The organism is Streptomyces tubercidicus, assembly GCF_027497495.1.
Taxonomy (GTDB): Bacteria; Actinomycetota; Actinomycetes; order Streptomycetales; family Streptomycetaceae; genus Streptomyces; species Streptomyces tubercidicus.
The window spans coordinates 7,284,448-7,306,950 of record NZ_CP114205.1 but is presented as its reverse complement, the minus strand read 5'-3'; the positions used below and the strand labels follow the sequence as shown (position 1 = coordinate 7,306,950).

22 protein-coding genes and 1 pseudogene are annotated in these 22,503 nt (G+C 69.0%); 12 read left to right on the top strand and 11 right to left on the bottom strand.

What is annotated here, in order from left to right:
• Positions 1–39: 39 nt before the first annotated feature.
• The 5 genes from STRTU_RS31950 to STRTU_RS31930 form a co-directional block, all read right to left on the bottom strand.
• Positions 40–693, bottom strand: coding sequence for a response regulator transcription factor (locus tag STRTU_RS31950; protein WP_159748569.1), 654 nt, complete (start codon positions 691–693; stop codon positions 40–42).
• Between the two features lie 97 nt (positions 694–790).
• Positions 791–2,572 (bottom strand): sensor histidine kinase, encoded by a 1,782-nt coding sequence (locus tag STRTU_RS31945; RefSeq protein ID WP_159749797.1) that lies wholly within the window; start codon positions 2,570–2,572, stop codon positions 791–793.
• Between the two features lie 226 nt (positions 2,573–2,798).
• Positions 2,799–3,359 (bottom strand): TetR/AcrR family transcriptional regulator, encoded by a 561-nt coding sequence (locus tag STRTU_RS31940; RefSeq protein WP_159748568.1) that lies wholly within the window; start codon positions 3,357–3,359, stop codon positions 2,799–2,801.
• 122 nt (positions 3,360–3,481) lie between these two features.
• A complete protein-coding gene (locus tag STRTU_RS31935; protein ID WP_159748567.1) occupies positions 3,482–4,882 on the bottom strand; it encodes an amidase in 1,401 nt (466 codons plus the stop codon).
• Entirely contained in the window at positions 4,869–5,075 is a 207-nt protein-coding gene (locus STRTU_RS31930; protein WP_159748566.1) for a hypothetical protein, read from the bottom strand. The genes STRTU_RS31935 and STRTU_RS31930 overlap by 14 nt, the downstream gene beginning before the upstream one ends.
• Before the next feature lie 200 nt (positions 5,076–5,275).
• Between STRTU_RS31930 and STRTU_RS31925 the strand changes: the two genes are divergently transcribed.
• The 3 genes from STRTU_RS31925 (at position 5,276) to STRTU_RS31915 (ending at position 7,766) form a co-directional block, all read left to right on the top strand.
• Positions 5,276–6,235: an MBL fold metallo-hydrolase gene (locus STRTU_RS31925; protein ID WP_159748565.1), complete on the top strand. Its 960-nt coding sequence runs from the start codon at positions 5,276–5,278 to the stop codon at positions 6,233–6,235.
• A 156-nt stretch (positions 6,236–6,391) separates the two neighbouring features.
• Complete coding sequence (locus STRTU_RS31920; RefSeq protein ID WP_159748564.1) at positions 6,392–6,835, top strand: hypothetical protein; 444 nt, start codon at positions 6,392–6,394, stop codon at positions 6,833–6,835.
• A gap of 125 nt (positions 6,836–6,960) precedes the next feature.
• Positions 6,961–7,766, top strand: a protein-coding gene (locus STRTU_RS31915; RefSeq protein WP_371873711.1) for an IS5 family transposase whose coding sequence is annotated in 2 segments (ribosomal slippage) — positions 6,961–7,299 and positions 7,302–7,766 — 804 coding nt in all. Because the reading frame shifts where the segments join, the coding sequence is not laid out codon by codon here.
• Between the two features lie 15 nt (positions 7,767–7,781).
• On the opposite strand, the gene STRTU_RS31910 is transcribed toward STRTU_RS31915, so the two are convergent.
• The 3 genes from STRTU_RS31910 to STRTU_RS31900 all read right to left on the bottom strand — a co-directional run bounded on the left by STRTU_RS31910 (position 7,782) and on the right by STRTU_RS31900 (position 9,415).
• Positions 7,782–8,186 (bottom strand): pyridoxamine 5'-phosphate oxidase family protein, encoded by a 405-nt coding sequence (locus STRTU_RS31910; RefSeq protein WP_159748562.1) that lies wholly within the window; start codon positions 8,184–8,186, stop codon positions 7,782–7,784.
• A gap of 239 nt (positions 8,187–8,425) precedes the next feature.
• Positions 8,426–9,175 (bottom strand): DUF3159 domain-containing protein, encoded by a 750-nt coding sequence (locus STRTU_RS31905; RefSeq protein WP_159748561.1) that lies wholly within the window; start codon positions 9,173–9,175, stop codon positions 8,426–8,428.
• 105 nt (positions 9,176–9,280) lie between these two features.
• Positions 9,281–9,415 (bottom strand): hypothetical protein, encoded by a 135-nt coding sequence (locus STRTU_RS31900; protein WP_269777412.1) that lies wholly within the window; start codon positions 9,413–9,415, stop codon positions 9,281–9,283.
• A gap of 1,015 nt (positions 9,416–10,430) precedes the next feature.
• Between STRTU_RS31900 and STRTU_RS31895 the strand changes: the two genes are divergently transcribed.
• Positions 10,431–10,760 (top strand): hypothetical protein, encoded by a 330-nt coding sequence (locus STRTU_RS31895; protein ID WP_159748560.1) that lies wholly within the window; start codon positions 10,431–10,433, stop codon positions 10,758–10,760.
• A 558-nt stretch (positions 10,761–11,318) separates the two neighbouring features.
• On the opposite strand, the gene STRTU_RS31890 is transcribed toward STRTU_RS31895, so the two are convergent.
• On the bottom strand, positions 11,319–11,822 hold the full coding sequence (locus STRTU_RS31890; protein ID WP_246241554.1) for a MarR family winged helix-turn-helix transcriptional regulator: 504 nt from the start codon (positions 11,820–11,822) through the stop codon (positions 11,319–11,321).
• A 78-nt stretch (positions 11,823–11,900) separates the two neighbouring features.
• Here STRTU_RS31890 and STRTU_RS31885 point away from each other — a divergent pair, with 78 nt between their 5' ends.
• The 6 genes and pseudogenes from STRTU_RS31885 to STRTU_RS31865 all read left to right on the top strand — a co-directional run bounded on the left by STRTU_RS31885 (position 11,901) and on the right by STRTU_RS31865 (position 16,512).
• The gene (locus tag STRTU_RS31885; RefSeq protein WP_159748559.1) at positions 11,901–13,067 is read left to right on the top strand and encodes a flavin-dependent oxidoreductase; all 1,167 of its coding nucleotides are present in this window, start codon (positions 11,901–11,903) and stop codon (positions 13,065–13,067) included.
• Positions 13,064–13,513: a DUF3237 domain-containing protein gene (locus STRTU_RS31880; protein ID WP_159748558.1), complete on the top strand. Its 450-nt coding sequence runs from the start codon at positions 13,064–13,066 to the stop codon at positions 13,511–13,513. The genes STRTU_RS31885 and STRTU_RS31880 overlap by 4 nt, the downstream gene beginning before the upstream one ends.
• A 98-nt stretch (positions 13,514–13,611) precedes the next feature.
• Positions 13,612–13,749, top strand: a pseudogene (locus tag STRTU_RS36005) (FAD-dependent oxidoreductase); the annotation flags it as partial.
• A gap of 341 nt (positions 13,750–14,090) precedes the next feature.
• A complete protein-coding gene (locus STRTU_RS31875) occupies positions 14,091–14,531 on the top strand; it encodes an NAD(P)/FAD-dependent oxidoreductase (RefSeq protein ID WP_246241552.1) in 441 nt (146 codons plus the stop codon).
• Positions 14,532–14,801: 270 nt separating this feature from the next.
• Positions 14,802–15,791 (top strand): LPXTG cell wall anchor domain-containing protein, encoded by a 990-nt coding sequence (locus tag STRTU_RS31870; RefSeq protein WP_159748557.1) that lies wholly within the window; start codon positions 14,802–14,804, stop codon positions 15,789–15,791.
• Positions 15,792–15,909: 118 nt separating this feature from the next.
• The gene (locus STRTU_RS31865; protein WP_246241550.1) at positions 15,910–16,512 is read left to right on the top strand and encodes a hypothetical protein; all 603 of its coding nucleotides are present in this window, start codon (positions 15,910–15,912) and stop codon (positions 16,510–16,512) included.
• A gap of 67 nt (positions 16,513–16,579) precedes the next feature.
• On the opposite strand, the gene STRTU_RS31860 is transcribed toward STRTU_RS31865, so the two are convergent.
• Both STRTU_RS31860 and STRTU_RS31855 read right to left on the bottom strand, forming a co-directional pair.
• Positions 16,580–17,236 carry a response regulator transcription factor gene (locus STRTU_RS31860; protein ID WP_159748556.1) on the bottom strand — a complete coding sequence of 219 codons (657 nt, stop codon included), beginning with the start codon at positions 17,234–17,236 and terminating at the stop codon, positions 16,580–16,582.
• The gene (locus STRTU_RS31855; RefSeq protein WP_159748555.1) at positions 17,218–19,116 is read right to left on the bottom strand and encodes a sensor histidine kinase; all 1,899 of its coding nucleotides are present in this window, start codon (positions 19,114–19,116) and stop codon (positions 17,218–17,220) included. Before STRTU_RS31855 ends, STRTU_RS31860 begins: the two co-directional genes overlap by 19 nt.
• Positions 19,117–19,458: 342 nt before the next feature.
• Here STRTU_RS31855 and STRTU_RS31850 point away from each other — a divergent pair, with 342 nt between their 5' ends.
• Together STRTU_RS31850 and STRTU_RS31845 are read left to right on the top strand one after the other, a co-directional pair.
• A complete protein-coding gene (locus STRTU_RS31850) occupies positions 19,459–21,657 on the top strand; it encodes a S9 family peptidase (protein ID WP_246241549.1) in 2,199 nt (732 codons plus the stop codon).
• 279 nt (positions 21,658–21,936) lie between these two features.
• Positions 21,937–22,479 (top strand): Rieske (2Fe-2S) protein, encoded by a 543-nt coding sequence (locus STRTU_RS31845; protein ID WP_159749791.1) that lies wholly within the window; start codon positions 21,937–21,939, stop codon positions 22,477–22,479.
• Positions 22,480–22,503: the final 24 nt, after the last annotated feature.

Genomic DNA, 22,503 nt, shown 5'->3' with positions numbered 1-22,503 from the left:
CACACCCCGAGAGCGCGGGTGTGCGCATCGGCCACCGTCTCAGGTTCCCAGCCCGGCGTCGCGGGCCAGGAGTGCGGCCTGCACCCGGTTTTCGCAGCCCAGCTTGGCCAGGATGCGGCTCACATACGTTTTGACCGTGGCCTCGCTCATATGGATCCGCTGGCCGGCGTCCGCGTTGGACAGGCCCTCGCCCAGCAGTGCCAGGACCTCCAGCTCACGGTCCGACAGGCTCTCCAGCCTGCGGCGCGCCTGCTCGGAACGGCGCGCGCTCTGGCCGGATGCCAGTGAGTCCACGACATGGCGGGTGGCGCCCGGTGACAGATACGCGTCTCCGGCCGCGGCGGCCCGTACCGCACGCATGAGTTCCGCGGGCGCCGAGTCCTTGAGCAGAAAGCCCGCGCTGCCCTCCGCCAGGGCGCGCAGCACGTTCTGCTGCTCACCGAAGGTGGTGAGGATCAGCACCCGCGCCTCGGGGGCGGCGCGGCGGAGTTCGGCCAGCGCCGTCAGCCCGTCCATCACCGGCATCTGGATGTCGAGCAGTACGACGTCCACGCGCTGGGCGCGGGCCAGTTCGACCGCCTCGCGGCCGTTCGCCGCCTCCGCGACGACGTCGATGTCGTCGGCCGAGGTGAGAATCATCCTGATACCCGCCCGAATGAGCGGCTCGTCATCCGTGACGAGAACCTTGATCACGAGTCTCCTGCGCCCTCTTGAACGGTCATAGCTGCGGCCGCTCGCCATCATCCCCGATCACACCGCCCGCTCGGACCTCAGGGCGAGCATTCCTCCCTTATGTCTTGACCTCGAAGGACGTCTTCTCGATCAACTTCCCGTCCTTGAAGCAGAATCGGAAGACCGGGTCCGTCTCCCAGCTACTGCTGGTCTCCGAGGACATCAGGCTGAGGCACTGCGCCCCCTCGGGCACGGGCGCTGCGCCCTTGTCGAGGTCTCCGGCTATGAACGAGGAGCCGCTGGGTAGTCGCTTGCGCACCTCGGCCTCGGACTGGCCCACCTTCATCGCCCTGTACTCCTTCGGCTCGATAACGGCCCGATCCGCTTCGCTGGCGAGGAAGAACCCTCCGACCACGGGGCCGGCCACCAGCAGGGCGAGGAGCGCGGCCACCCCGCAGCCGATGGCTACGCCACTGCTTCTCTTATGCGTCCTGATGGCCTTGACCAGCTCCTTCGGCAGACCGTTCCCGTCGATGACGAGATCAGCTTCGCCGAGTGCGCCCGCCGGAATCTGCTGCCGAAGGTCGCCTGCCGGATCAACGAACGTCGCCGTCTCGTGGCCGCTGGAGGGGCTGGTCGAGGGGCTGGTGGCACCGCCCTCCGGCGGGGCGTACGGCAGCACCCCCGCCAGCCGGAAGCCGCCGTCCGCCGTCGCGCCCACATGCACCATGCCGCCGACGAGCCGGGCCCGCTCCCCGAGCCCGGTCAGCCCCTGACCGCCGCTCACCACGCCCCGCCCGTCGTTGGCGCTCCCGGACATGGGGCCGTTCGCGACCTCCACGACCAATGAGTCCGGTTCATAGCGCAGTTCGATGGCGATCGAGGCGCCCGGCGCGTGCTTATGGGCGTTGGTCAGGCCCTCCTGGGCTATCCGGTACGCCGCGTGATCGGTGGTCGGGGCGAGCGGGCGCACCTCGCCCGTGCGCCGCAGCTCCACGGCCGTGCCCGCGCTCCGGGAGGCTGCCACCAAGCGCTCAATACCCGCCACCCCGCGCGACGGCGCCTTGGCGTCCTCCTCCCCCATGGCCTCCAGGGCAGGGGTGGGGGTGTCGGCGGCAGCAGGTGAGGGAGGGGCTTCGTCCACGGGGGCGTGGGTGCCGTCCCGCAGCAGCCCCACCACCTCGCGCAGCTCGTGCATCGCACCCACCGACGCCTCCCGCAGCACCCCCACGGCCTCCCGCTGCCGCCCGGTCAGCTCACGGTCCACCTCCAGCGCTCCGGTGTGCACCGAGATGAGGGCGAGCTGATGTCCGAGGCTGTCGTGCATGTCCTGCGCGATGCGCTGACGTTCGCGCATCCGGGCCTGTTTGGCGATCATCGCCCGCTCGCGCAGCAGTTGGGCGTTGTACTCCCGCAGGGTGTCGAGCAGGGTGCGGCGCTGCGACCAGTAGCGGCCGGAGAGGCCGGGCACGATGATCGCGACCACCGTGGCCAGGGCGCCGAAAACCAGGGTCGCCGGGGCGGCGTTGGACAGCTCCCGCAGAAGGTCCAGGCCGAGGCTGACGCGGGGCAGCTCCAGAAAGTCCAGGACGAGGCTGAGGAAATAGGTGAAGGCGAAGATGGCGGTTGCCCTGCCGACTCCGGTGATCCGGCGCCCGGCGGACCAGCTGGCAACGGGGATCAGCAGAGCGAGACTGCCCCACACCGCCGAGACCGCGACGGCCACCAGCAGTACGGTCCCGGGCAGCACCCGGCGCAGCGGCACCAGCAGGACGGCAGCCAGCGCAACGGCGGCGATCCGTATCGCGCCGCCGTCGTGCAGGGCTTCGTTCCCCGCCGCCATCGCTGCCGGCACCACGCTCAGCAGCACTTCCAGCACCCTGCGCTTCGGAGGCCACATCCCGGGATCAACGAGAGCCCTGCCCGGATCGGCCAGCCGCCGGAACGCCGCGCGCATCCTCACCGCGGACACCTGCCGAGCGCGCTTCGTACGCTCCATACCTTCCACACCTGTCACGCAGCCACGTTAAGCAGCCCTACTCGCCGACGACACCACCTTTCGTCGCGAGGCACATCAACGAAAGTCCCACGATGCGGTGCGGGGACGCTTCGTGAAGTGCTGGTGCTCAGGGGCCGGTCAGAGCGGCTTGGACGAGGTGATCCGCATACGAAGCGGTGAGCCGGCCCGGCTGGAACAGGATGCGGTACATCATCGGGGCCACGACATGGTCCATGACCGCTTCGACGTCGGGAGCGGCTTCGCCGCGTCCCGTCGCGCGCGCGAGGATGACCTCGATCTGGTCGGCGGCGTAGGCCGAACACTGGCCGGCATTGCTGCCGTCGGGGTCGCCCAGGAGCGCATCGCGGATATAGGCGCGTCCCGACGGCGAGGCCATCTCATCGAGGAACTGCCTGGCCCAGGACTCCAGATCCGTGTGCAGGCTCCCGTGATCGACGGGTGGCTCCTCGGGCCGCAGACGTTCGACCGCCACGTCGGACAGCAGCTCGTGGAGATCGCCCCAGCGGCGGTAGATCGTCGACGGGGTGACGCCCGCGCGGGCCGCGACGGCCGGCACGGTCAGCGAGGCGCGGCCTTTCTCAGCTTCGAGTTCCCGCACCGCGGCGTGCACCGCCTCCTGCACGCGGGCGCTGCGCCCTCCGGGGCGAGCCATGGCCTTGGGACTCATGCCACCACCTTAAAGCAAAATCGTTGCGTCTGGAGCAGGGCCCCTCTCCGTAGTCCGCGGCTGCGCAGTCCGGGGCTGCGTAGTCCGGGGCTGCATTCTTCAGGCGGTCACGGCCGGATTCTTCAGGCGGTCACGACCGGCAGGCCACCGCACCGCTCCTGGACCGATTCGTAGGCATGGCCGGTGCGCAGCACCAGGGCTTCCCCCCTGGGCGGCCCCATCAGCTGCATGCCGATGGGCAGGCCCGCGTGATCGCGGCCGACCGGCAGGGAAAGCGCCGGGATTCCGGTGATGTTCGCGGGGGCGGAGAGGCGGACATAGGCGTCCGAGACGCTCTCCGTCGTACCGTCCGGCCATTCCACGGTGTCCTGACCGGCCTCGGCTGCCGTCATCGGCACCGTGGGCGCGGCGATCACATCGACCTGGTCGAGCACGCGTCCCCACGCCTGCCGCATGAGGGTACGGGCTCGCTGGGCCCGCAGATAGTCACCGGCCGACATCAGTTCCCCGGCCTCCAGCAGCACCCGGACGTCCGGCGCGTACAGCTCGGGCACCGACCGCAGGGTACGTTCGTGGTAAGCGGTGGCCTCCGGGACCATCAGGCCCCATTGGATCGCCTGAACATAGCGGGCCATCGGAATCTCGATCTCGACGAGTTCGGCACCGAGGTCCGACATCTGGGCGAGGGCACGTCGCACAGCGATTTCGACCGCGGGGCTGACGTGGTCGAAGTAGTAGTTGGCCGGTACTCCGATCCGCAGGCCCGTCAAGTCCCCTTCCTGGGAGAGCGGGTAACCGGGCCGCCGCGCCGTACCTCCCCCGGCCGGAGCCCCGGAGTCATGGCCCGCCAACGCGGAGAGCACCAGCGCCGCGTCCCGCACCGTGCGGGTGAGCGGGCCGACATGGTCCAGGGACCAGGACAGCGAGGTCACACCCTGCCGGGAGATGAGGCCGTAGGTCGGCTTCAACCCGACGACTCCGTTCAGCGCTGCCGGTACACGGATGGAACCACCGGTGTCCGTGCCCAGGGCGAAGGTGGCAGCTCCGGCGGCCACGGCGACCGCGGAACCACCGCTCGAACCGCCCGCGATGCGGCTCTGGTCCCAGGCGTTGCGCGTCTGGGGCGTCGTCAGCCCGTAGGCGAATTCGTGCGTATGCGTCTTCCCCAGGAGGACCGCACCCGCCTCGGACAGGCCCTTGGCCACCGCGCTGTCGGCCTGCGCGATATGGCCCTCCCGTACCCGGGAACTGGCGGTGGTCGGCAGACCGGCGACATCGATGAGGTCCTTCAGCCCGAACGGGATGCCGTGCAGCGGGCCCCGATACCGGCCGGCCGCGATCTCGCGCTCCGCCCGTGCGGCCGACTCCTGCGCCGCTTCGCCCGCCACGGCGACGTATGCCCCGAGCCGCCCTTCGACGGCCTCGATGCGTTCGAGCACGGAAGCGGTCAGCTCTACCGGGGACAGCTCCCGGTTCGCCATGGCGTCGGCCGCCTCGGCGAGGGTCAGTTCACAGTGAGACATCGGGGGCGTCCCCTTCGACGGTGTGGGTGGCGGGCTGCGTCTCTCCGAAGTCCAGTTCACGCAAGGTGCGGACCACGGCGTGGATGTGGTTGGCGGCGGCGGCCACTTCGGCGTGGCGCGCGCTCTCCAGCGGGAGTCCGGCACGGAGCGCCCATCGGGCGGCCTCCGTGGCGGTGAGTTCGGCGTCGCTCATGGGTCCCTTTCTTCGTATGCGTGCAGGGTGCGTTGCGGAGCGGCGGTCGGCGACCACCCTCGACAAACGCAAAAGATTTGCCTTAGCCGACGATAGGGGCTAGCGTCATCTAAAGCAAATAAATAGCGTTTACGGCTGAGGGCCCGTCACAATCACCGTCGGCCCGCTCAGAAGCCCAAGCGAAGGAACGGAAACCCTGGATGCGCAACCACCCGACCAACTCCCCCTCCTCCTCCCCCTCCTCCTCACCCTTGCCCTCATCTCCCAGCACTCCCCCGGCCTGGGACCTGGGCGACCTCACCATCCACCGCATCGACGAGGTGGCTCTGCCCCCACAGACCGGCCCCTGGTTGCTACCGACGGCCACCCCGGATGTGGTGGCCCAAGCCCCCTGGCTGCGGCCCGACTTCGCTGACGAAGCCGGCACCCTGCGGCTGAGCAGTCACAGCTTCGCCTTCACGGCGGACGGTCTGCGCGTCCTCGTCGATACCGGTATCGGCAACGGCAAGACGCGTGCCAACCCCGCCTGGAACAACCTCGACAGCGACTACCTCGCACATCTCGAAGCCGCCGGATTTCCGCCACAGACCATCGACCTCGTGATCCTCACGCACCTCCACACCGACCACGTCGGATGGAACACCTCTGCCGACGGCGACACCTGGAAGCCCACCTTCCGCAACGCCCGCTATGTGACGGCCCGCTCGGAGTGGAACCACTGGGCGGCGGCCGACATGGACGAAGCCCGGCGGCAGATGTTCCGGGACTCCGTCCACCCCATCAAGGACGCCGGCCTTCTCGACCTCGTCGATGTCCCGGCAGACGGCACCGACATCGCCCCGAGCATCCGCCTGATCCCCACCCCCGGCCACACCCCCGGCCACCTCGCCGTCGAACTTCGCGGCCGCACGACCACCGCCCTGATCACCGGCGACTGCATCCATCACCCCGTGCAGATGCTCGACCCCACCATGGGCAGCTGCGTCGACACCGATCCCCACCAAGCCGCCGCTACCCGGCACCGCCTTCTCGCCTCCCTGGCCGACACCGGCACCCTGCTGCTCGGCACCCACTTCCCTTCCCCCACCGGCGGCCTGGTGCAATCCCACCGCAACTCCTACCGCCTCACCCCTTCCCCGGAGCTTCTCGCCGCACCCTGAGAGCACCGGTGCGGATCCATTACGGGGCAGCCCCGGCAAGCCCCTGATGTCGGCGGGCGTGCGCTTCGTTCCGGTGAACGATGAACGGGCGGCGGGCGGGCCGGATCCTGGAGGCGGCCGTCGAGAGCGGCGGTACGACAGAGCGGAAGGGACATCATGAACACCCGCAGGACGCACGCCGCCGGGGTTTCCGGGGAAAGCCTGAGCCATCCACACATCCGGCGGGCGTTCCGCAGCACCAAGCTGCTCGTCGGCTGCTATGTCGGCCTCAGCGCACTGACGCTCGTCGCGATCATCCTGCTGCGCGACCGCCCCGACATCGTGACCGACGCCGTCTGGGTCCGCACGATCATCGTCGTAGCGACGTCCTTGCTCATGGCCTCATTTGTTGCCCGGACGGTTCGCGGCCACAACCGTTCTTATCTCCGGCTGCGCCTGGCGTCGGCCGTCATGGTCGTGGCGATTGCGGTCATCGTCGCGCTGCCCGGTGGGTTTCCGCTGTGGCTGAAGATTGAGCAGGGCGTGTGCGGAGTTCTGCTGACGGGTGTTGTGGTGATCGTGAATGGCAAGCGGGTGCGGGCTGTGTTCGGCGGCAGGTAGGGCAGGGCTCATGTAGTACGCGCCGAAGTCGTGGGGCAGGTACCCCTGAATCTCCTTCAGGGGGTGGGTGGGCCAAGACGCCGTTTCTTTTGGTGTGACCGTTCGTTGGGCAGTGCATGACGGATCTGGTTGAGCAGTTGGTGCCAGACGAGTTGTGGGTGCTGTTCCGGCGGGTGGTCCCGCCGACGGAGGTGCGGCGTCCGCAAGGCGGGGGGCGACGGCGCGCAGGTGACCGCGAGACCCTGGCGGCAATCATCTTTGTGGCTACCTCAGGCTGCACCTGGCGGCAGTTGCCGCCGGTGTTCGGGCCGGCCTGGCCCACCGTCTACCGGCGGTTCGCTCGGTGGAGCCAGGAGCGGGTCTGGGCCAGGCTCCACCGGGTCATCCTCGACGAACTCGGTGCCCGAGGGGAACTGGACTGGTCGCGGTGCGCGATCGACTCCGTCAGCGTCCGGGCGGCAAAAGGGGGCCCCTGACCGGACCGAACCCGACCGACCGCGGCAAGAGCGGATCGAAAATCCACCTGATCACCGACCGGAACGGACTGCCCCTGTCTCTTGGCGTCTCCGGCGCCAACCTGCACGACAGCCTCGGCCTGAAACCACTCGTGCGCGGGATCCCGCCCATCCGCTCCCGCCGCGGACCGCGCCGCCGGCGCCCGGCCAAGCTCCACGCCGACAAAGGTTACGACTACGACCACCTGCACCGTTGGCTTCGCAAGAGAGGCATCCGCCACCGCATCGCCCGCAAGGGTATCGAGTCCTCCATGCGACTGGGCCGCCACCGCTGGGTCGTGGAGAGGACGGTCTCCTGGCTCTCCGGCTGCCGCCGCCTGCACCGCCGGTACGAATGCAAGGCCGAGCACTTCCTCGCCTTCGTCGGCATCGCCGCAGCCCTCATCTGTCACCGTCGGCTCATCGCTTCAGGCTGACTCTTGTCGCCGCTGTCACTGGGCCGTGCCAGCCAGCAGCCACCGACGTATACACACTTCCAGCAACACACGCTTGCTTCCGGGGCGAGTGGGAGCGGATACATCCCATGCGTACTTCTGCTCGAACGCGGTCACGATCTCGCGGGGGAACCCCTCACCAATCAGGAGTGCGTCTCCTTCGGCAACCACCGGGAACCGGCCATCCTCCAAAGCCAGGGACACCCGGGGCTCCGTGCGGATGTTTCTGACCTTGACGGAGCTGAGATCCGAACCAATCCACCACCGAGAGCTTTGGTAGACAAACCAGACGGGCGTGACGTGCGCAGAGCCATCCGGACGCACGGTGCACAGCCAGACGTTCCTTTCCTCGGCCAAACGCAGACGGACGGCTGGGCCTGGCTCGTTGACAAGATCGCTCATTCCGCTATCCGACCAGCACGCGTGATGAACCACATCGGGCCAGCGCGTCGGACCATCGACTTAGGTCTCGCGACCAAAAGAAACGACGTCTAAGGCACGGCCGCGGAAACCACTATTTGCGGACCGGAAGTGGCGGTGTCATACCCCTGTCGGCGACGTTCGCGAGCCGTCGCCACACACGGGGGAGGGGTATTCACTGTGGGGCGCCGAGCCCATCCCGCTGGATGGGCTCGGCGTCGCTATTCTCCGCGGCTCTTGGCGGTCTCGATGTCCGCCGAATCGCTCTCCTCGGATTCGGCTTTCTGCTTGGGGTCCTTGTAATTCGGGTCGTAGCGTTTGCGCCGCTGATCCACCCGGCGGACGGCCCAAATGCTGGTCATGACGGCGAAGAAGGTCAGCGGCCATCCCATGACGAGCCGCGCGATGCCGAGCCAGGTGGTCTCGTCCATGTTGTAGAGCCATCGCTCCACCGCGAACCGGGAGAAGCTCAGGAAGGACCAGAGCAGCGTGGCCAGGTCGTAGTAGAACAGCGACTTCCGGTCCTTGCGCCAAAACGTGCCCTGGAGATTGGCGGCCGCCCATACCTGGCCGATCAGGGGCCGGCGCACCAGGACGGACAGCAGCAGAATGCTGCCGATACCGACGGTGATCCAGTTGCCGAGCAGGTAGTAGCCCTTGGCCTCGCCGACGAATACGGCGACGCCGGAGGTGATGAGTACCGTGCCGAGCCCGACGAATGCGGCGGCCAGCTTCTCCTTGCGCAGCAGCTGGAAGATGCCCACCAGGACCGCGGTGCCGATCGAGGCCCAGATCGCCGGCCACATGCTGGTCAGCGCGTTGACCACGATGTAGGTGATGACCGGCAGAATGGTCAGGATCGTGCCGTAGACCCCGCCGATGTAATCCCAGGCGAAGGCCAGCTGGTCCTGGAAATTCTCCGGGACCTTCTTCGGCTCGTCCTTGGTGGTCTTTTCCGGATCGTCGGTCATGGATGAGGAATGCGACTCGGCCGAGTGGTTCACGTCTCCCCCAGTTGAGAGTCGAAGGGCTGTGCGGGGTGCGGGCCCCGCAGGAAGAGCGTCGGAGGGGTCACGTCAGACCTCACAGGCCCGAGGCTGCCGGGCGCCCTGTCGGGGGTGGTCGGCACCGGGGTGCGGCGGGTGGCCGGTGAGCTCCCCGGCCGTGGCTCGGTGGCTCGTATGCAGCCTGGTCACATCGGTGTCGCGCATGGTTCGGTCTCCCCACGAGGCTCTTCAACATGCTTCATGGTGGCCGGAGACAAGCCCTGGAACATCCCAGCCAGGTCCCAAGAAAGGGTGGAGCTATCTCTACCCCCCGCTCGCCCGACGGGCCGCCGGAGGCGCCCGGGACGGCCGTCTGGCCCGCCGCACGGATACCGCCGCGCCCGCACGGACGATTCACCTCATAGCGCCTCCCTTTCCCTCCGGGACCGGCGAGATGAGCAGGGGCTTTACGCTGCCCAACGGGCATTTATCCGGTTATTCAGCCGGCGCCGAATTGACGCCCGATATGGGTAATGCAGCGGCATTTCTTCGCCCGTGATCTGCCGCGCCGCGAGACACCTGACGGGCAATAGCGAACTCATCTGTAATCGCCGGCAGGTACTCCAACCCCCAGCCGTCCCCTAAGGGATATCGCGCAACCCTGAGATACGGGCGGGGTGGTGGTGGCTGATCAGCGGGTGCTGCGGGCGGTTCCGGTCACGGTCGCGGTGAATTGCCCGGTGCACGGGTCTGAAGCGGAGAAGTTTCCGCGCGTGGATACGGGTCGCAAGGAAGGCGGGCGGCGAAATACCGGCCGCGGCCGCCGTGTGCGCCAGGCGCGGCGGCAGCCCAACGGCCGTACGCTCAGCGGTGCCAGCGGCGCGGCCATTTCCCCTGCTCACGGCTGCTGCGTACGCCTCGATGGCTCGCGGGCACCCGGGCTGCTTGCACGACTCGAAGCGCGCGAAATCCCACTTCTCTTGCGACTGCCAGGTAGAGCCGAGATCCACACGGGAGCTCCCCCTATCCGGCACCGGAGAACCCCCTAATTTGCGCCATGCATCGGCTGTCCCGTTGCCCGTCACGTTGCCCCTTACATCGGTGACAGGCGAGCGGCGGACCGGATACGCTGAAGCCGCTCGGGCCGTCATCCGCAACGGTGTTGACGACCACAGCACAAGGCATGGGGAGGATTCATATGCCCAGGGGGGCGGCCCGTATCCCTGTCCTCGCTTTAGCAGTGGCACTGCTGACCGCGGGATGCACGGAGAAGGGGCATTCCGATAAGGCGTCCGGTTTCAAGGACAAAGCTTCCGCCTGTGTGAAGGCACTCCGGATCGTCGATCTGGTGCCGGATCCGAAGAAGGCCGAAGACTACGAGAAAAAGGGCAAGGAATTACGCGAGTTGTCGAAGAGCGTGCGGGACCGTGACGCCGCCAAGGCGATACGGCAGGTGGCTCATCAATATGGCATGGCACGAGCAGAGGCCGCGCGCGATTTCGGCCGGGTGGCGGTGTGGGTCAAGTCGACTGTCACCAACGTCAAAACCCTCAAAAAGGTGTGTTCCTGACCACGGGACAGACTGAAGCGCATGCCGGGGACTCCCTCACCGCGCCGACCCTGGAGCGAGACTCCGGCGGGGCGCCGCGGACCGCCGTACTCTTCCCCGGCATGGGCCGGTTCGACTTCGCGACCGCCGGCCGGTTCCCATGCCCGTGCTTTCGCCCCCCTGCGCCGCAAGGCAGAGGCCGAGGTCTTCGCCAACTACCGGATCAGAGCGCCCGGCTCCCCGTGATCTCGGACGCCGACGGCACGGTGGTGGACTCCGCCGAGGCGATGCGCACATGCTGCTGGACACCTTCGACCGGGCCATCCGCTGGCCGGAGAGGGTGACCTCGATGCCGGCCTCGGCGTGGACACCCCCTACGTCACCAGCGCCGACGACATGTTCCACCGCCTCAACTCCACGGCCCGACTTCTTCGACGTCATTACGGTCAACGCAAGAACGCCCTGCGCCCAGGCCCCCCGAAACTCCGCAGCCGGGCCGCCGCCTGACCCTGGAGCGGTGAGCCCACGCGGTGTGTTGTCCGGTGGGTCGGCGCCGCGCCCGCCCACCGGACAACGCCCCTACCCCGCGTCCTCAGGGCGCGCGTTGAGGACGCGGATGAGCAGGTCGGTGAAGGTGGCTCGCTCCTCGGTGTCGAGGGTGGCGAACCACTGCTGCTCGCGACGGGTCTGCTCGGTGAACGCCTCCTGGACGGCGTCCTCGCCCGCGGCGGTGAGGGCGATGGCGATCGCGCGACGGTCGTCGGGGAGTGGTCGGCGCTCGACCAGACCGTCCCGTTCGAGAGTGTTGACGGCGTTGGTGACCGCCGAGCGGGACATCGCCGAGATTTCGGCAAGCCGGGCGGGCTGGGTGGGGCCCAGCAGCTTCAGTTTGAACATCAGCCGGAACCCCGGGAGCGTCCAGCCGCGCGGGCGGTGGATATGGCTCTCCAGGTCGGCGATGACCAGGTAGGAGAGGTGCAGCAGGTGGTAGGCGAGCGAGAAGGCTTCCGGGTCGGCCGGTGACGGCATGCCGGCGAGCCGGTCGCGCGCGTAGGCGGCGTAGCTGAGATCTGGTCGTTCCACGGGACAGAGTCTTGCGCATGGCGGCTTCAGCAAGAGATTGTTACGGCCATAACAATCTCCTACGAGCCGGAGGGTGCTATGCGGATCACCATTGCTGGAGGCGGTATCGGCGGGCTCGCCACCGCACTCAGCCTGCATGCGGCCGGATTCGACGACGTCGTCATACACGAGGCGGCCCAGGCGATCCGTCCGCTCGGCGTCGGGATCAACCTCCTTCCGCACGCGGTAAGGGAGTTGACCGAGCTCGGGCTGGCGGACCGGCTGGCCGCGATCGCCGTCCCCACCGCCGAGCTGGCCTACTACAACCGGTACGGACAGGCGATCTGGTCCGAACCGCGCGGGCTCGACGCCGGCTACCGATGGCCGCAGTACTCGGTGCACCGGGGCAGGCTGCAAATGCTGCTGCTGGACGCCGTCCGCGAGCGCCTCGGCGCGCACGCGGTCCGGACCGGGAGCCGGATCACCGGCCTGCGACACGATTCCGACCTGCTCGTCGGCGCCGACGGGATCCACTCGGCCGTCAGGGCCGCGCTCTTCCCCGGCGAAGGGGCACCACCGTGGAACGGGCTCGTACTGTGGCGGGGCACGACCTACGCCGAACCGTTCCTGACCGGCCGGACCATGATCATGGCCGGGGACGGCTCACAGAAGTTCGTCGCGTACCCGGTCGGGGACGGCCGGCTGATCAACTGGATCGCCGAGCGGCCGCTGGGCGACGAACCGCTTGAGCGTGGAAACTGGAATCGCCCCGCCGACCTGGCAACGATCGTGGAACACTTCGCCGACTGGAAGTTCGACTGGCTCGACGTGCCGGGGATCATCACAGAAGCCGAGGCCGCCTTCGAGTACCCGATGGTGGACCGCGATCCCCTGCCCTACTGGACCAAGGACGACGTTGTCCTGCTGGGCGACGCCGCGCATGCCATGTACCCCATCGGGTCCAACGGAGCCTCCCAGGCGGTCATCGACGCCCGGGTGCTCGCCCACTCGCTCGCCACGACCGGGTCCACCGCCACGTACGAGGACCTCCGCAGGCCGGCCACGACCGCGCTCCAACTCGCCAACCGGCGCCAGGGCCCCGAGATCGTCATGACGCTCGCCCACCAGCGGGCCCCCGGTGGCTTCGACGACATCGAACAGGTCGTCCCGCTCGCGGAACGAGCGGAGATCGCCGCTTCGTACAAGCGCACCGCGGGCTTCGATCCGGCCCTGCTCAACGAGCGCGCATCCTGGAGCGTGCGATGAAGCTGGAAAGCCTGGCCACCTTCGAGGTGGCACTGGACCCGGTCCTCGACCTCGGCGACTCACACTGGGGCCGGCGACGGGTGATCAACATCGTCGGCGGCACCTTCGAGGGACCACGGCTGTCCGGGGTGATCCTCCCGGGCGGCGCGGACTGGCAGGTACTACACCCCGACGGCATGGCCAGCATCGACACCCGCTACACCCTGCGCACCCACGACGGGGCACATCTCTACCTCTCCACCAACGGCGTACGCCACGGCCCACCCGAGGTCCTGCAAAGATTGGCCGAAGGAAAGCCGGTGGACCCCGCCGAGTACTACTTCCGCCTCTTCTGCCACTTCGAAACCGGCGACGAACGCTACCGGTGGCTCAACCGCACCCTGGCCGTAGCCTCGGGCGCCCGCACGGCCGAGACCGTCCGGTACGAGGCTTACGCCCTCGCCTAGGGCCTGAAATGAGCTGGCCTCATAGCGCTCGCCGTTCCGCATGCTTGCATGCTAGGAACGGGAGTTGAGCTCGCCCGTGATCCGGGAAGGGAGCGTTCATGAGGATCGGGTCCGTGAAGCGGCCTGACCGTGTTGCTGTCATCGGAGTAGGCATCCTCGGAGCCAGCGTGGGCTGGAACCTGGTCCGGCGCGGTGCCGAGGTGGTCTTCATCGACGCAGGCCAACCGGGCGAAGGCGTCACCAACTGGTCTTTCTCGTGGGTCAACGCCAGCAACAAGACCGCGCGCAAGTCCTACTTCGACCTGAACGTCGCGGGCGATGAGGTTCCCGTCGCGTTCTACCCCGACGAAGCCTGGGTGCACGGACGTCATCTCGTCGGCCGCCTGGTCGGCCAGGCTGTTGCATCCGGCGCCGAGCACCGGTCCGGCACCGCGGTCTGTGACATCGGCACCGGTGCCGACGGGAGCATCCGGACAGTTGCGCTCTTCGATGGCAGCTGTCTCGACGTCAACATCGTCGTGAACGCAGCGGGACGCAGCGCCTCCCACATCGCCGGGCTCATCGCAGGCACTTGCCGATGCGCCGGGAACCCGGCGTCGTCACCCGGATCCGCTGTGCTCAGGTCCCGGTTCACCGGGCCATGCACGCGCCGCACATCGAGATCCGTCCCGACGGAGACACTTCGGTGGTCCTCCACAGCCGCGAGATCGACGCACTCATCGACACAGGCGAAGATCCAGCGGAACTCGCACGGCTGCTCCACGAATCGGCACGGCAGGTCGTTCCCGAGCTCGGCAACTCCCGCATCGCACAGGCACGGGTAGCCGACCGGCCCATCCCGGCCGACGGGTTCCCCTCGGTGGGAGCGGTACCGACGGTGCCGGGCTACTACGAGGCCGTTTCCCACAGCGGCATCACGCTCGGGCCGGTCATCGGCCAGCTGCTTGCTTCGGAGATCCTCGGCGGGAAGAGAGACGCGATGCTTGCGGACTTCTGCCCAGAGCGGTTCTCCCACTGACAGCGCCGACGCGGCACGCGAGCCGCAAAGACCGGACGGTCTGAACTCTCTGACCAGGAGTGGGAGTTGCTCGCGCCGCTGAGCGTCACTTCAGTGACGTGCCTAGGCAACCTTTTCGCCGTGCGAGTCCTCATACATAAGGCGTAGGTGTACGTATGTCCGCATATCTGCGTGTGTGCTCACGCACGCCATGTGTGATGCACGGCCTGAGCATGACGAACGTCAACCTGTGCCGTTCGGGCGGCACTTGGGATACGAGAGGTCTGCTGAATGAAGATTCGTCACGCACTGACGGCAGCCACAGCGGCTGCTGTGTTAGGGCCCGCGGCCGTACTGGCCGCGCCCGCCGCCGCGTTCGCGGCGGAGCCGGTGTCCAAGGCCGGTGTCCGCACATCCGACCATGACGGGGCTGCCCGTCCCGGCCCGGGGAAGCCGTCGAAAACCGCCGGGACCGCCGGAGGGACCGCTGAGAGGGCCAGCGGCGCGAGTGGTGCCACCGGCGGAGGTAAGGACGCCGCTGATGATTCCGATGGTGCGGGTCAGTCCTGCGCGTTCGAGTCCGACCAGTTGCAGGCGGCCGTCCACGGGCTGCCGCGTCAGCTGGCTGCGGGCGGCGCCTGGACTCCGTTCTCCATGACGCTCGCCAACACCACCGGCAAGCCCTTGGAGAAGGTCCTGCCCTTCCTGCACGTGTCCTCCGCCGAAGGTGCCGACCCGCTGGAGACCGAGTACCGCGACGCCAAGACGGGGCGGTGGAAGACCTTCCATGACGCGGAGCCCGAGGATGTGTTCGGCTTCTTCGCCGTCGGGCCGCGCAGCACCCTCACGCTCCAACTGCGCACCCGCGTGGTCAAGGACGCCAAGCCCGGCGCCGGGTACGCGCTCGCCGCCGGCGACTACCGCAACGGCGACGGTTCCTGTGGTTCGGCCAAGGAAGCCTGGTCCGACTTCACCATCCTCCCCGCGGGCACGAAGCCGACGCAGCCCCCGACGGCCAAGCCGAGTGAGCCGGGCAAGCCGGGTGGCACTGCCGAGCCCGGCCAGAGCGCCGCGCCCGCCGGCGGTACGGGTGGTGCCGATTCCACCGGTGGCCTCAGCCCGCAGGGCGGCGGCCAACTCGCCACGACCGGCTCCTCGTCCGCGCTCCCGGCGATCGCTCTCGTCGGCGGGGCCGCGATGGTGGTCGGCGCGGGTGCGGTCATCGCCGTGCGCCGCCGGAAGGGCCTGGCCGGTCCGGGCGCCACGGATATCACCGCGTAAGCCCCACCGCCCCACCATTCCTTCAAGTACCTGATAACCCAAGGATCCACGGCCTGAGAACTCAGTGACGCTGGAAACAAAGGCTCCAAGGGTCCGAAGAACCGGGAAAGAGATCTTCATGAACATGAAACTGCGCCGCGTCCTGTCGGTCTCGGCCGCGACGGCCGCCCTGCTCCCCGTGGTGGTGGCCGCCGCGCCCGCCTCCCAGGCGGCCCCTGCCGCGGACATGCCGAAGTGCTCCGACGTCAGCAACGGGCAGTACGAGAACAACGCCCTGGTGGGCCGCTCGTTCGGCATACCCGATTCGATCACTCTCGGCACTCACTGGACGACGTACACCACCACCCTCACCAACACCTCGGCGAAGGAGCTGAAGTCGCTCGAACTCAGAGCCGACCTGGGCAGCTATGTCTACAACGAGGGCGAGCGCGACCTGAGCCCGTACGGCGATCTGCAGTACTGGGACGCCTCGCAGCACGCCTGGAAGACGCTGCGCGAGGCCGATGGAGACGCCCGTGGCACCATCCCCGCCGCGAAGACGCTGAAGCCCCGCGAGTCCGTCCACGTACAGCTGCGGTTCAGGGTGGGTAAGGACCTGCCCCTGGACCATGCGTACGACGCGTACACCGGCCTCACGGGCACCTTCGCCGACCGCTACCAGGGCACGGACTGCACGTCCGACGGCTCCGCCGTGGGCACTTTCTCCCCGACCAAGGGCTGAAACCTGCGGGAAGGGCTGCCGCCGTCGCGCCCGGCGGCGGCAGCCCCAGGGCGTGTCCGCAAAATCCCTAGTCCAGATTCGCGCTGTTCAGGTAAGCGAGGACCGCGAGCACCCGGCGGTTGGTGTCATGGGAGTTGGTCAGGTTCAGCTTGCTGAAGACGCTGGCGATGTGTTTGCTCACCGCGCCTTCGCTGATGTAGAGGCGGTGGGAGACCGCCGCGTTGGAGCAGCCCTCGGCCATCAGCTCCAGGACCTCCCGTTCCCGGGCGGTCAGGGTGCCCAGTGGCTCCTGATGGGCGTTGCTCTCCACCAGTTTGGAGATGACCTCCGGGTCCATCGCGGTGCCGCCCTCGGCGACCCGGCGCAGCGCGTCCACGAACTGTGTGGCATTGAAGACCCGGTCCTTCAGCAGATAGCCGATGGCGCCGGAACCGTCGGCCAGCAGTTCGCGCGCATAGAGCTGTTCGACGTGCTGGGACAGCACCAGGACGGGCAGGCCGGGGATCCGCCGGCGGGCCTCGTGGGCCGCTTGCAGCCCCTCATCGGTGAAGGTGGGTGGTAGTCGGACATCCACGATCGCGACGTCGGGCCGGTGCTCCTGCACAGCGGTGAGCAGCTCCGGGCCGGTCTCGACCGCGGCGACCACCTCGAAGCCGTGCGCGGTGAGCAGATGGGTCAGACCTTCGCGTAGCAGGTAGAGGTCCTCTACGAGGACAACACGCACGGGATCTCCAGGGTGACTGTGGTGGGACCGCCAAGTGGGCTGTGCACGGCGAGAGTTCCGTCGAATGTAGCGAGTCGCCGTTGGACACCGCGCAGCCCGCTGCCCTTGGCCGGATCGGCGCCACCGGCTCCGTTGTCGGTGAGCGCGATCCGCAGCTGGTTCGCCATGTAGCGGACGTCGATGAGCACACGGCTCGCGTCGGCGTGTTTGGACACATTGGTGAGGAGTTCGGACACGGCGAAATAGGCGGCGGCTTCGACCGGGCGCTCCGGGCGGCCGGGCAGGTCGATCCGCAGCCCTACCGAGAGCGGTGAGTCCAGGGCCAGCCCGCGGATGGCGTCCGCGAGTCCGCGTTCGGCGAGCACCGGGGGGTTGATCCCGCGGATCAGATGGCGTAATTCGATGAGCGCGTTCGCGGAGGCTTCTCTGGCGGTGCCGACCATCATCTTGGCGGCGGCCGGGTCCCGTTCGATGAGTGCCTCGATGGCGCCGAGTTTCATCCCCATGGCGACCCACTGCGCCTGCGCCCCGTCGTGCAGATCCCTTTCGATCCGGCGCAGTTCCGAGGACAGCGTCTCCCGGGCTTCCATCCGGGTCTCGGTGAGCTGGTCGACCCGGCGGCCGAGCAGCGCCGACTTGGTCGGCCCGAGCAGGAGCCAGCTCCACAGGCCGTGCAGCCGCAGCAGCGGGATGGCGAGCAGACTCCCGGTCAGGGTGCCGATCACACCGATCAGGGGGGCGGTGGCGATCGGGTATGTGCCGAGGACCGGGACGCCACGGGTGAGCAGGGGCCGGCTTTCGAACGTGGGGAAGTCGACGAAGAGCTGGAGCAGCGACGCCCAGGCCCAGGACCAGATGAGGCCGAAGAAGCAGTATCCGGTGACCAGTACGGGAACGGCGGCGAGCAGCACCCCGACCACGGGGTCGAGCAGCAGCCACAGCAGGTCCCGCCAGGTGGCCAGGTCCCGTGCGTTCTGCCGGTACCGCAGGGACCGCAGCGCCATTTCCGGGGTGCGGTAGAGCGTGCGGCCGATCTGGTAGGTGCCGTCGGGCCGGGGCGGTGGCAGGACCGGTTCAGGCAGGTAGGGCCGGTCGATCCGGATGCCGGTCCACTCCTGGATCTGATGCCGTCGCCAGGAGGTGAGCTGCCGGCCGGCGACGAGTACGGTCGGCCAGGCCCACAGCAGGATCGGCACCATCGCCAGCAGATGCGTGAGGGCGGCGGCCCATTCAGCGACGGCGAGGCCGGCGGTCAGGGCCAGCCGCCAGGTGGCGAGCCCACCACGGCCGATCCAGATCAGCGCACGCCGTATCCCGGAATCGGTGGCGGACGCGAGGAGTTGACAGGTCCAGCGGCCGTGCAGATGAAGCAGCACCGGCCCGAAGCCGAAGCCGGCCAGCGCCGTCGCCACGGCGATCGGGACGGTGATCCCGGTATGGCCGGGCCAGTACCACGGGAACGTGGCCCCCAGCACGACCAGCGTGAGCGGCAGCAGCGCCGTGACACTGCCGGCGACGGGGTTGATCAGCATCCACAGGATGTCTCGGGAGGTGGCCGGGTCCTTGACCAACCAGTCCCAACGCCGTTCGTAGGACAGCTTCTTCGGGGTCAGGTACAGCCGGTTCTTGTAGCGGTACCAGCCGTCGGGTTCGGGTTCGGGTGGCAGCGGCGGGGGCTGGTACGGCACCGGGATGTCCACCCCGCACCACCGGCTCGCGAGGGTGCGGTACACATTGAGCGGACGGCGGTACCACTGGGCGAGCGACTGGATGCCGAAGAGCGCGCCGAGGGCTACGGCGGCCAGCATCGGGGCGGCGGCGAGCCCGAGCCCGAACAGCACAAGGCCGCGCAGGGGCGCCCACAGGTGCCGTACGCACATCGCTCCCCCGTGCTTTCCGATGCCCCCGGCGGAGGCGTTCGCCGTATGCCACGATACTGACCGGGGGCCGGAGTTCCCGGTTTCCTTTGGCCGACTCCCATGGCCTCAAGCACCTCGCCCAAGCACCCGGCGGCCGGTGCGCGAGCCGCCCGGAGCGCGAGCACGGTGGCCTCCGTTTCTGCGTCCGGAGCTGTACGGGGCGTGATCCGGGTCGTGATCCGGGTGGGTATTCCCGCCGGGCCTTTCCGCTGAATCCAAAATATGCCTATGTTCTCGATCTGGGCTCGCCATGCCCGGGATCACCGCAGATCGGAACGCCCTCGGCATCTGGAGGACAGCATCTTGCACAGCAGCGCCAAGAAGTCCGAACGGCCCACGCACTCCGCTGACTTCCCTCGTCAGTTCGCCCGCACCCGCCGCTTCTCCCTCGGGGTGCCCCGGAATCTCGCCGTCTCCCCCGACGGCCGCCGGGTGCTCTTCGTCCGTACGGGCTCCGGCACCGATCCCGTAGGCCGGCTATGGCAGTACGAGGACGGCGCGGAACGGCTGCTGGCCGATCCGGCCCTCCTGGTAGGCGCCGGTTCCGGGGCGGTCCCCGAGGAGGAGCGGCTGCGCCGGGAGCGCGCCCGTGAGCGGTCGGTGGGAGTGGTGTCTTACGCGACGGACGAGGCCGCCCATCTGGTGGCGTTCGCGCTGTCGGGGGCCCTGTGGGCGGTGCGTACCGACGGCGGCACACCGTTCTCCGTCCCTGCGGCCGGTCCGGTGGTCGATCCCCGCCCCTCCCCCGATGGCCGGTACATCGCCTATGTGAGCCGGCGCTGCTTCCACGTCGTCGATCTGGCCGGTGCCGACCGGCAGTTGGCCCGTACTGAGGACCCGGAGATCTCCTACGGGCTCGCGGAGTATGTGGCCGCGGAGTCCATGCACCGGCCGCGCGGCTACTGGTGGGCACCGGACAGCCGCTGCCTCCTGGTGGCCAGGGTCGACACCAGCCCAGTGGAACGGCGTTACATCAGCGACCCGGCCGACCCGGCGAAGCCGCCGCAGGCGATCCGTTACCCGGCGGCCGGCACCCCCAACGCGGAGGTCACCCTGGAACTCCTCTCCCTGGAGGGCGAGCGGATCGAGGTGGAGTGGGACCGTAAGGCGTACGAGTACGTCGTCGCGGCCGGCTGGGATACGCACGGTCCTTACGTCTCCGTGCAGAGCCGCGACCAGCGCAGCATGCGCACGCTCGCGGTCGATCCGGAGACCGGCGCCACCGACGTGCTCCATGAGCGGACCGATCCCGCCTGGGTGGAGATCATCGAGGGCACCCCGGCCCGTACGGCGTCGGGTGCCCTGGTCCTGCCCGAGGACGAGGGCGAGACCCGGTATCTGACCGTCGGGGGCCAACGGGTCACCCCCGAGGGGTTGCAACTGTGCGCGGTCCTCGGCGTCGAGGGTGAGCGGGTCCTGTTCACGGCGAGCGACGATCCGCTGGAGACCCATGTGTGGCTCCATGAGCCCGGCCAGGGCATCCGTCGGCTGAGCCAGGAGCCCGGCCGGTATACGGGGGTGGCGCGGGGCGGCACGGTCGTCCTGGAGGGCGAGACACCACGGGGCGAGGAGGTGGGCGTGCTGCGGGCCGACGAGGTGGGCGTGCGGCGCGGCGACGGGGTGGACGCGCGGCAGGGCGACGGAGCCGGCGCAGCAGGCCGGGCGGCCGGGGATCCGCCGCACCAGACCCTCATCACCTCGCTCGCCGAGGAGCCGTCCGTCACCCCACGGCCGGTCCATCTCACGTTCGGTGAACGGCAGTTGCGCGGTTCCCTTTTCCTGCCGTCGTGGCACGAGGAGGGCACCGGAAAGCTGCCGGTACTGCTTGACCCGTACGGCGGGCCGGCCATACAGGTCGTCGGACGGGCCCGCAGGTGGTTCAGCTGTGTGTCGCAGTGGTTCGCCGAGCAGGGCTTCGCGGTGCTGGCGGTCGACGGGCGTGGCACCACGAACCGGGGCCCGGCCTGGGAGAAGACCGTTCACGGCGACCAGCTCACGCCCGCGCTGGAGGACCAGGTGGACGCGCTGCGGGCGGCCGCGGCGCGCTGTGGGGACCTGGATCTGACGCGGGTGGCGATCCGCGGCTGGTCGTTCGGCGGGTTCCTGGCCGCGGCCGCCGTGCTGTACCGCCCGGATGTCTTCCACGCGGCGGTCGCCGGGGCCCCGCCCACCGACCAGCGGTTGTACGACACCCACTGGAAGGAGCGTTTCCTGGGCCATCCAGAGGAGCAGCCGGAAAACTATGTGCGCTCCTCGCTGATCGGCCATGGCCATCTGCTGAGCCGCCCGTTGCTGCTGGTCCACGGGCTCGCGGACGACAATGTGGCGGCCGCGCACACCCTGCGCTTCTCGGCCGAACTGCTCGCCGCGGGCAAGCCGCACAGCGTGCTGCCGCTGCCCGGCGCCACACATCTACCGGCCGACGCGGTCAATGCGCAACTACTCCACTTCCAGCGGGACTTCCTGCTGAAGGCACTGGAGGGGCGGGCCACCGGGGACTGACCGGAGCGGCGCCCGGCACCCGGCACCCGGCACCCGGCACCCGGCACCCGGCACCCGGCGGTGTACCTCCACCCGGGCGCCTCCCGCCGGGCACCTCCCGCCGGGCACTCGTTGCCGCTCCGACAACAGTCGACCCACTCCCTTTGAACACTCCGGGCGGCAGCTCCGTATGGACCTTGTGCAACCTCCATGGAGCACATCGCGACCGAAGGCACCACCAAGAACCGGAGGCACACCATGGCTCGACAGGCAGCGTCGGAGCGGACGGAGACCGCAGCGATGGCCGCGGCGGAGGAGACCGGCCCGGCGCCGGCGGGACGTGGGACGGGGCGGCGGGCCGTCGTCGCGGCGGTCGGCGCGGCCGGACTCACGGCCGCGCTGGCGGCCTGCGGCGGCGGCATGGCGGACGCGGGGAGCGGTGACTCCAAGGCCGCGGGTGACGGTCAGGCCGACCCGGGCGCGAGCGGAGGCGGCGACAGCGGTTCGGGCGGCACCGGAGGGAGCGGGGCCGAGGGTTCCGCCGGTGGGGGCGCAGGCCCCACCCTCGCCAAGACGTCGGAGATCCCCAAGGGCGGCGGCAAGATCTTCAAGGGCGAGAAGGTCGTCGTCACCCAGCCCCAGGACGGCGAAATCAAGGCGTTCTCCGCGATCTGCACCCACGCCGGCTGTGTTGTCGGCGAGGTCTCCGGTGGCACCATCAACTGCATGTGCCACGGCAGCAAGTTCGACATCACCGACGGCAGCGTAAAGACCGGCCCCGCCACCAAGGGCCTGGCCCCCGCCAAGGTAACCGTCAAGGGCGGCTCGGTCTCCCTCGGCTGACGGCACGGCACCCAACCGCCCGCC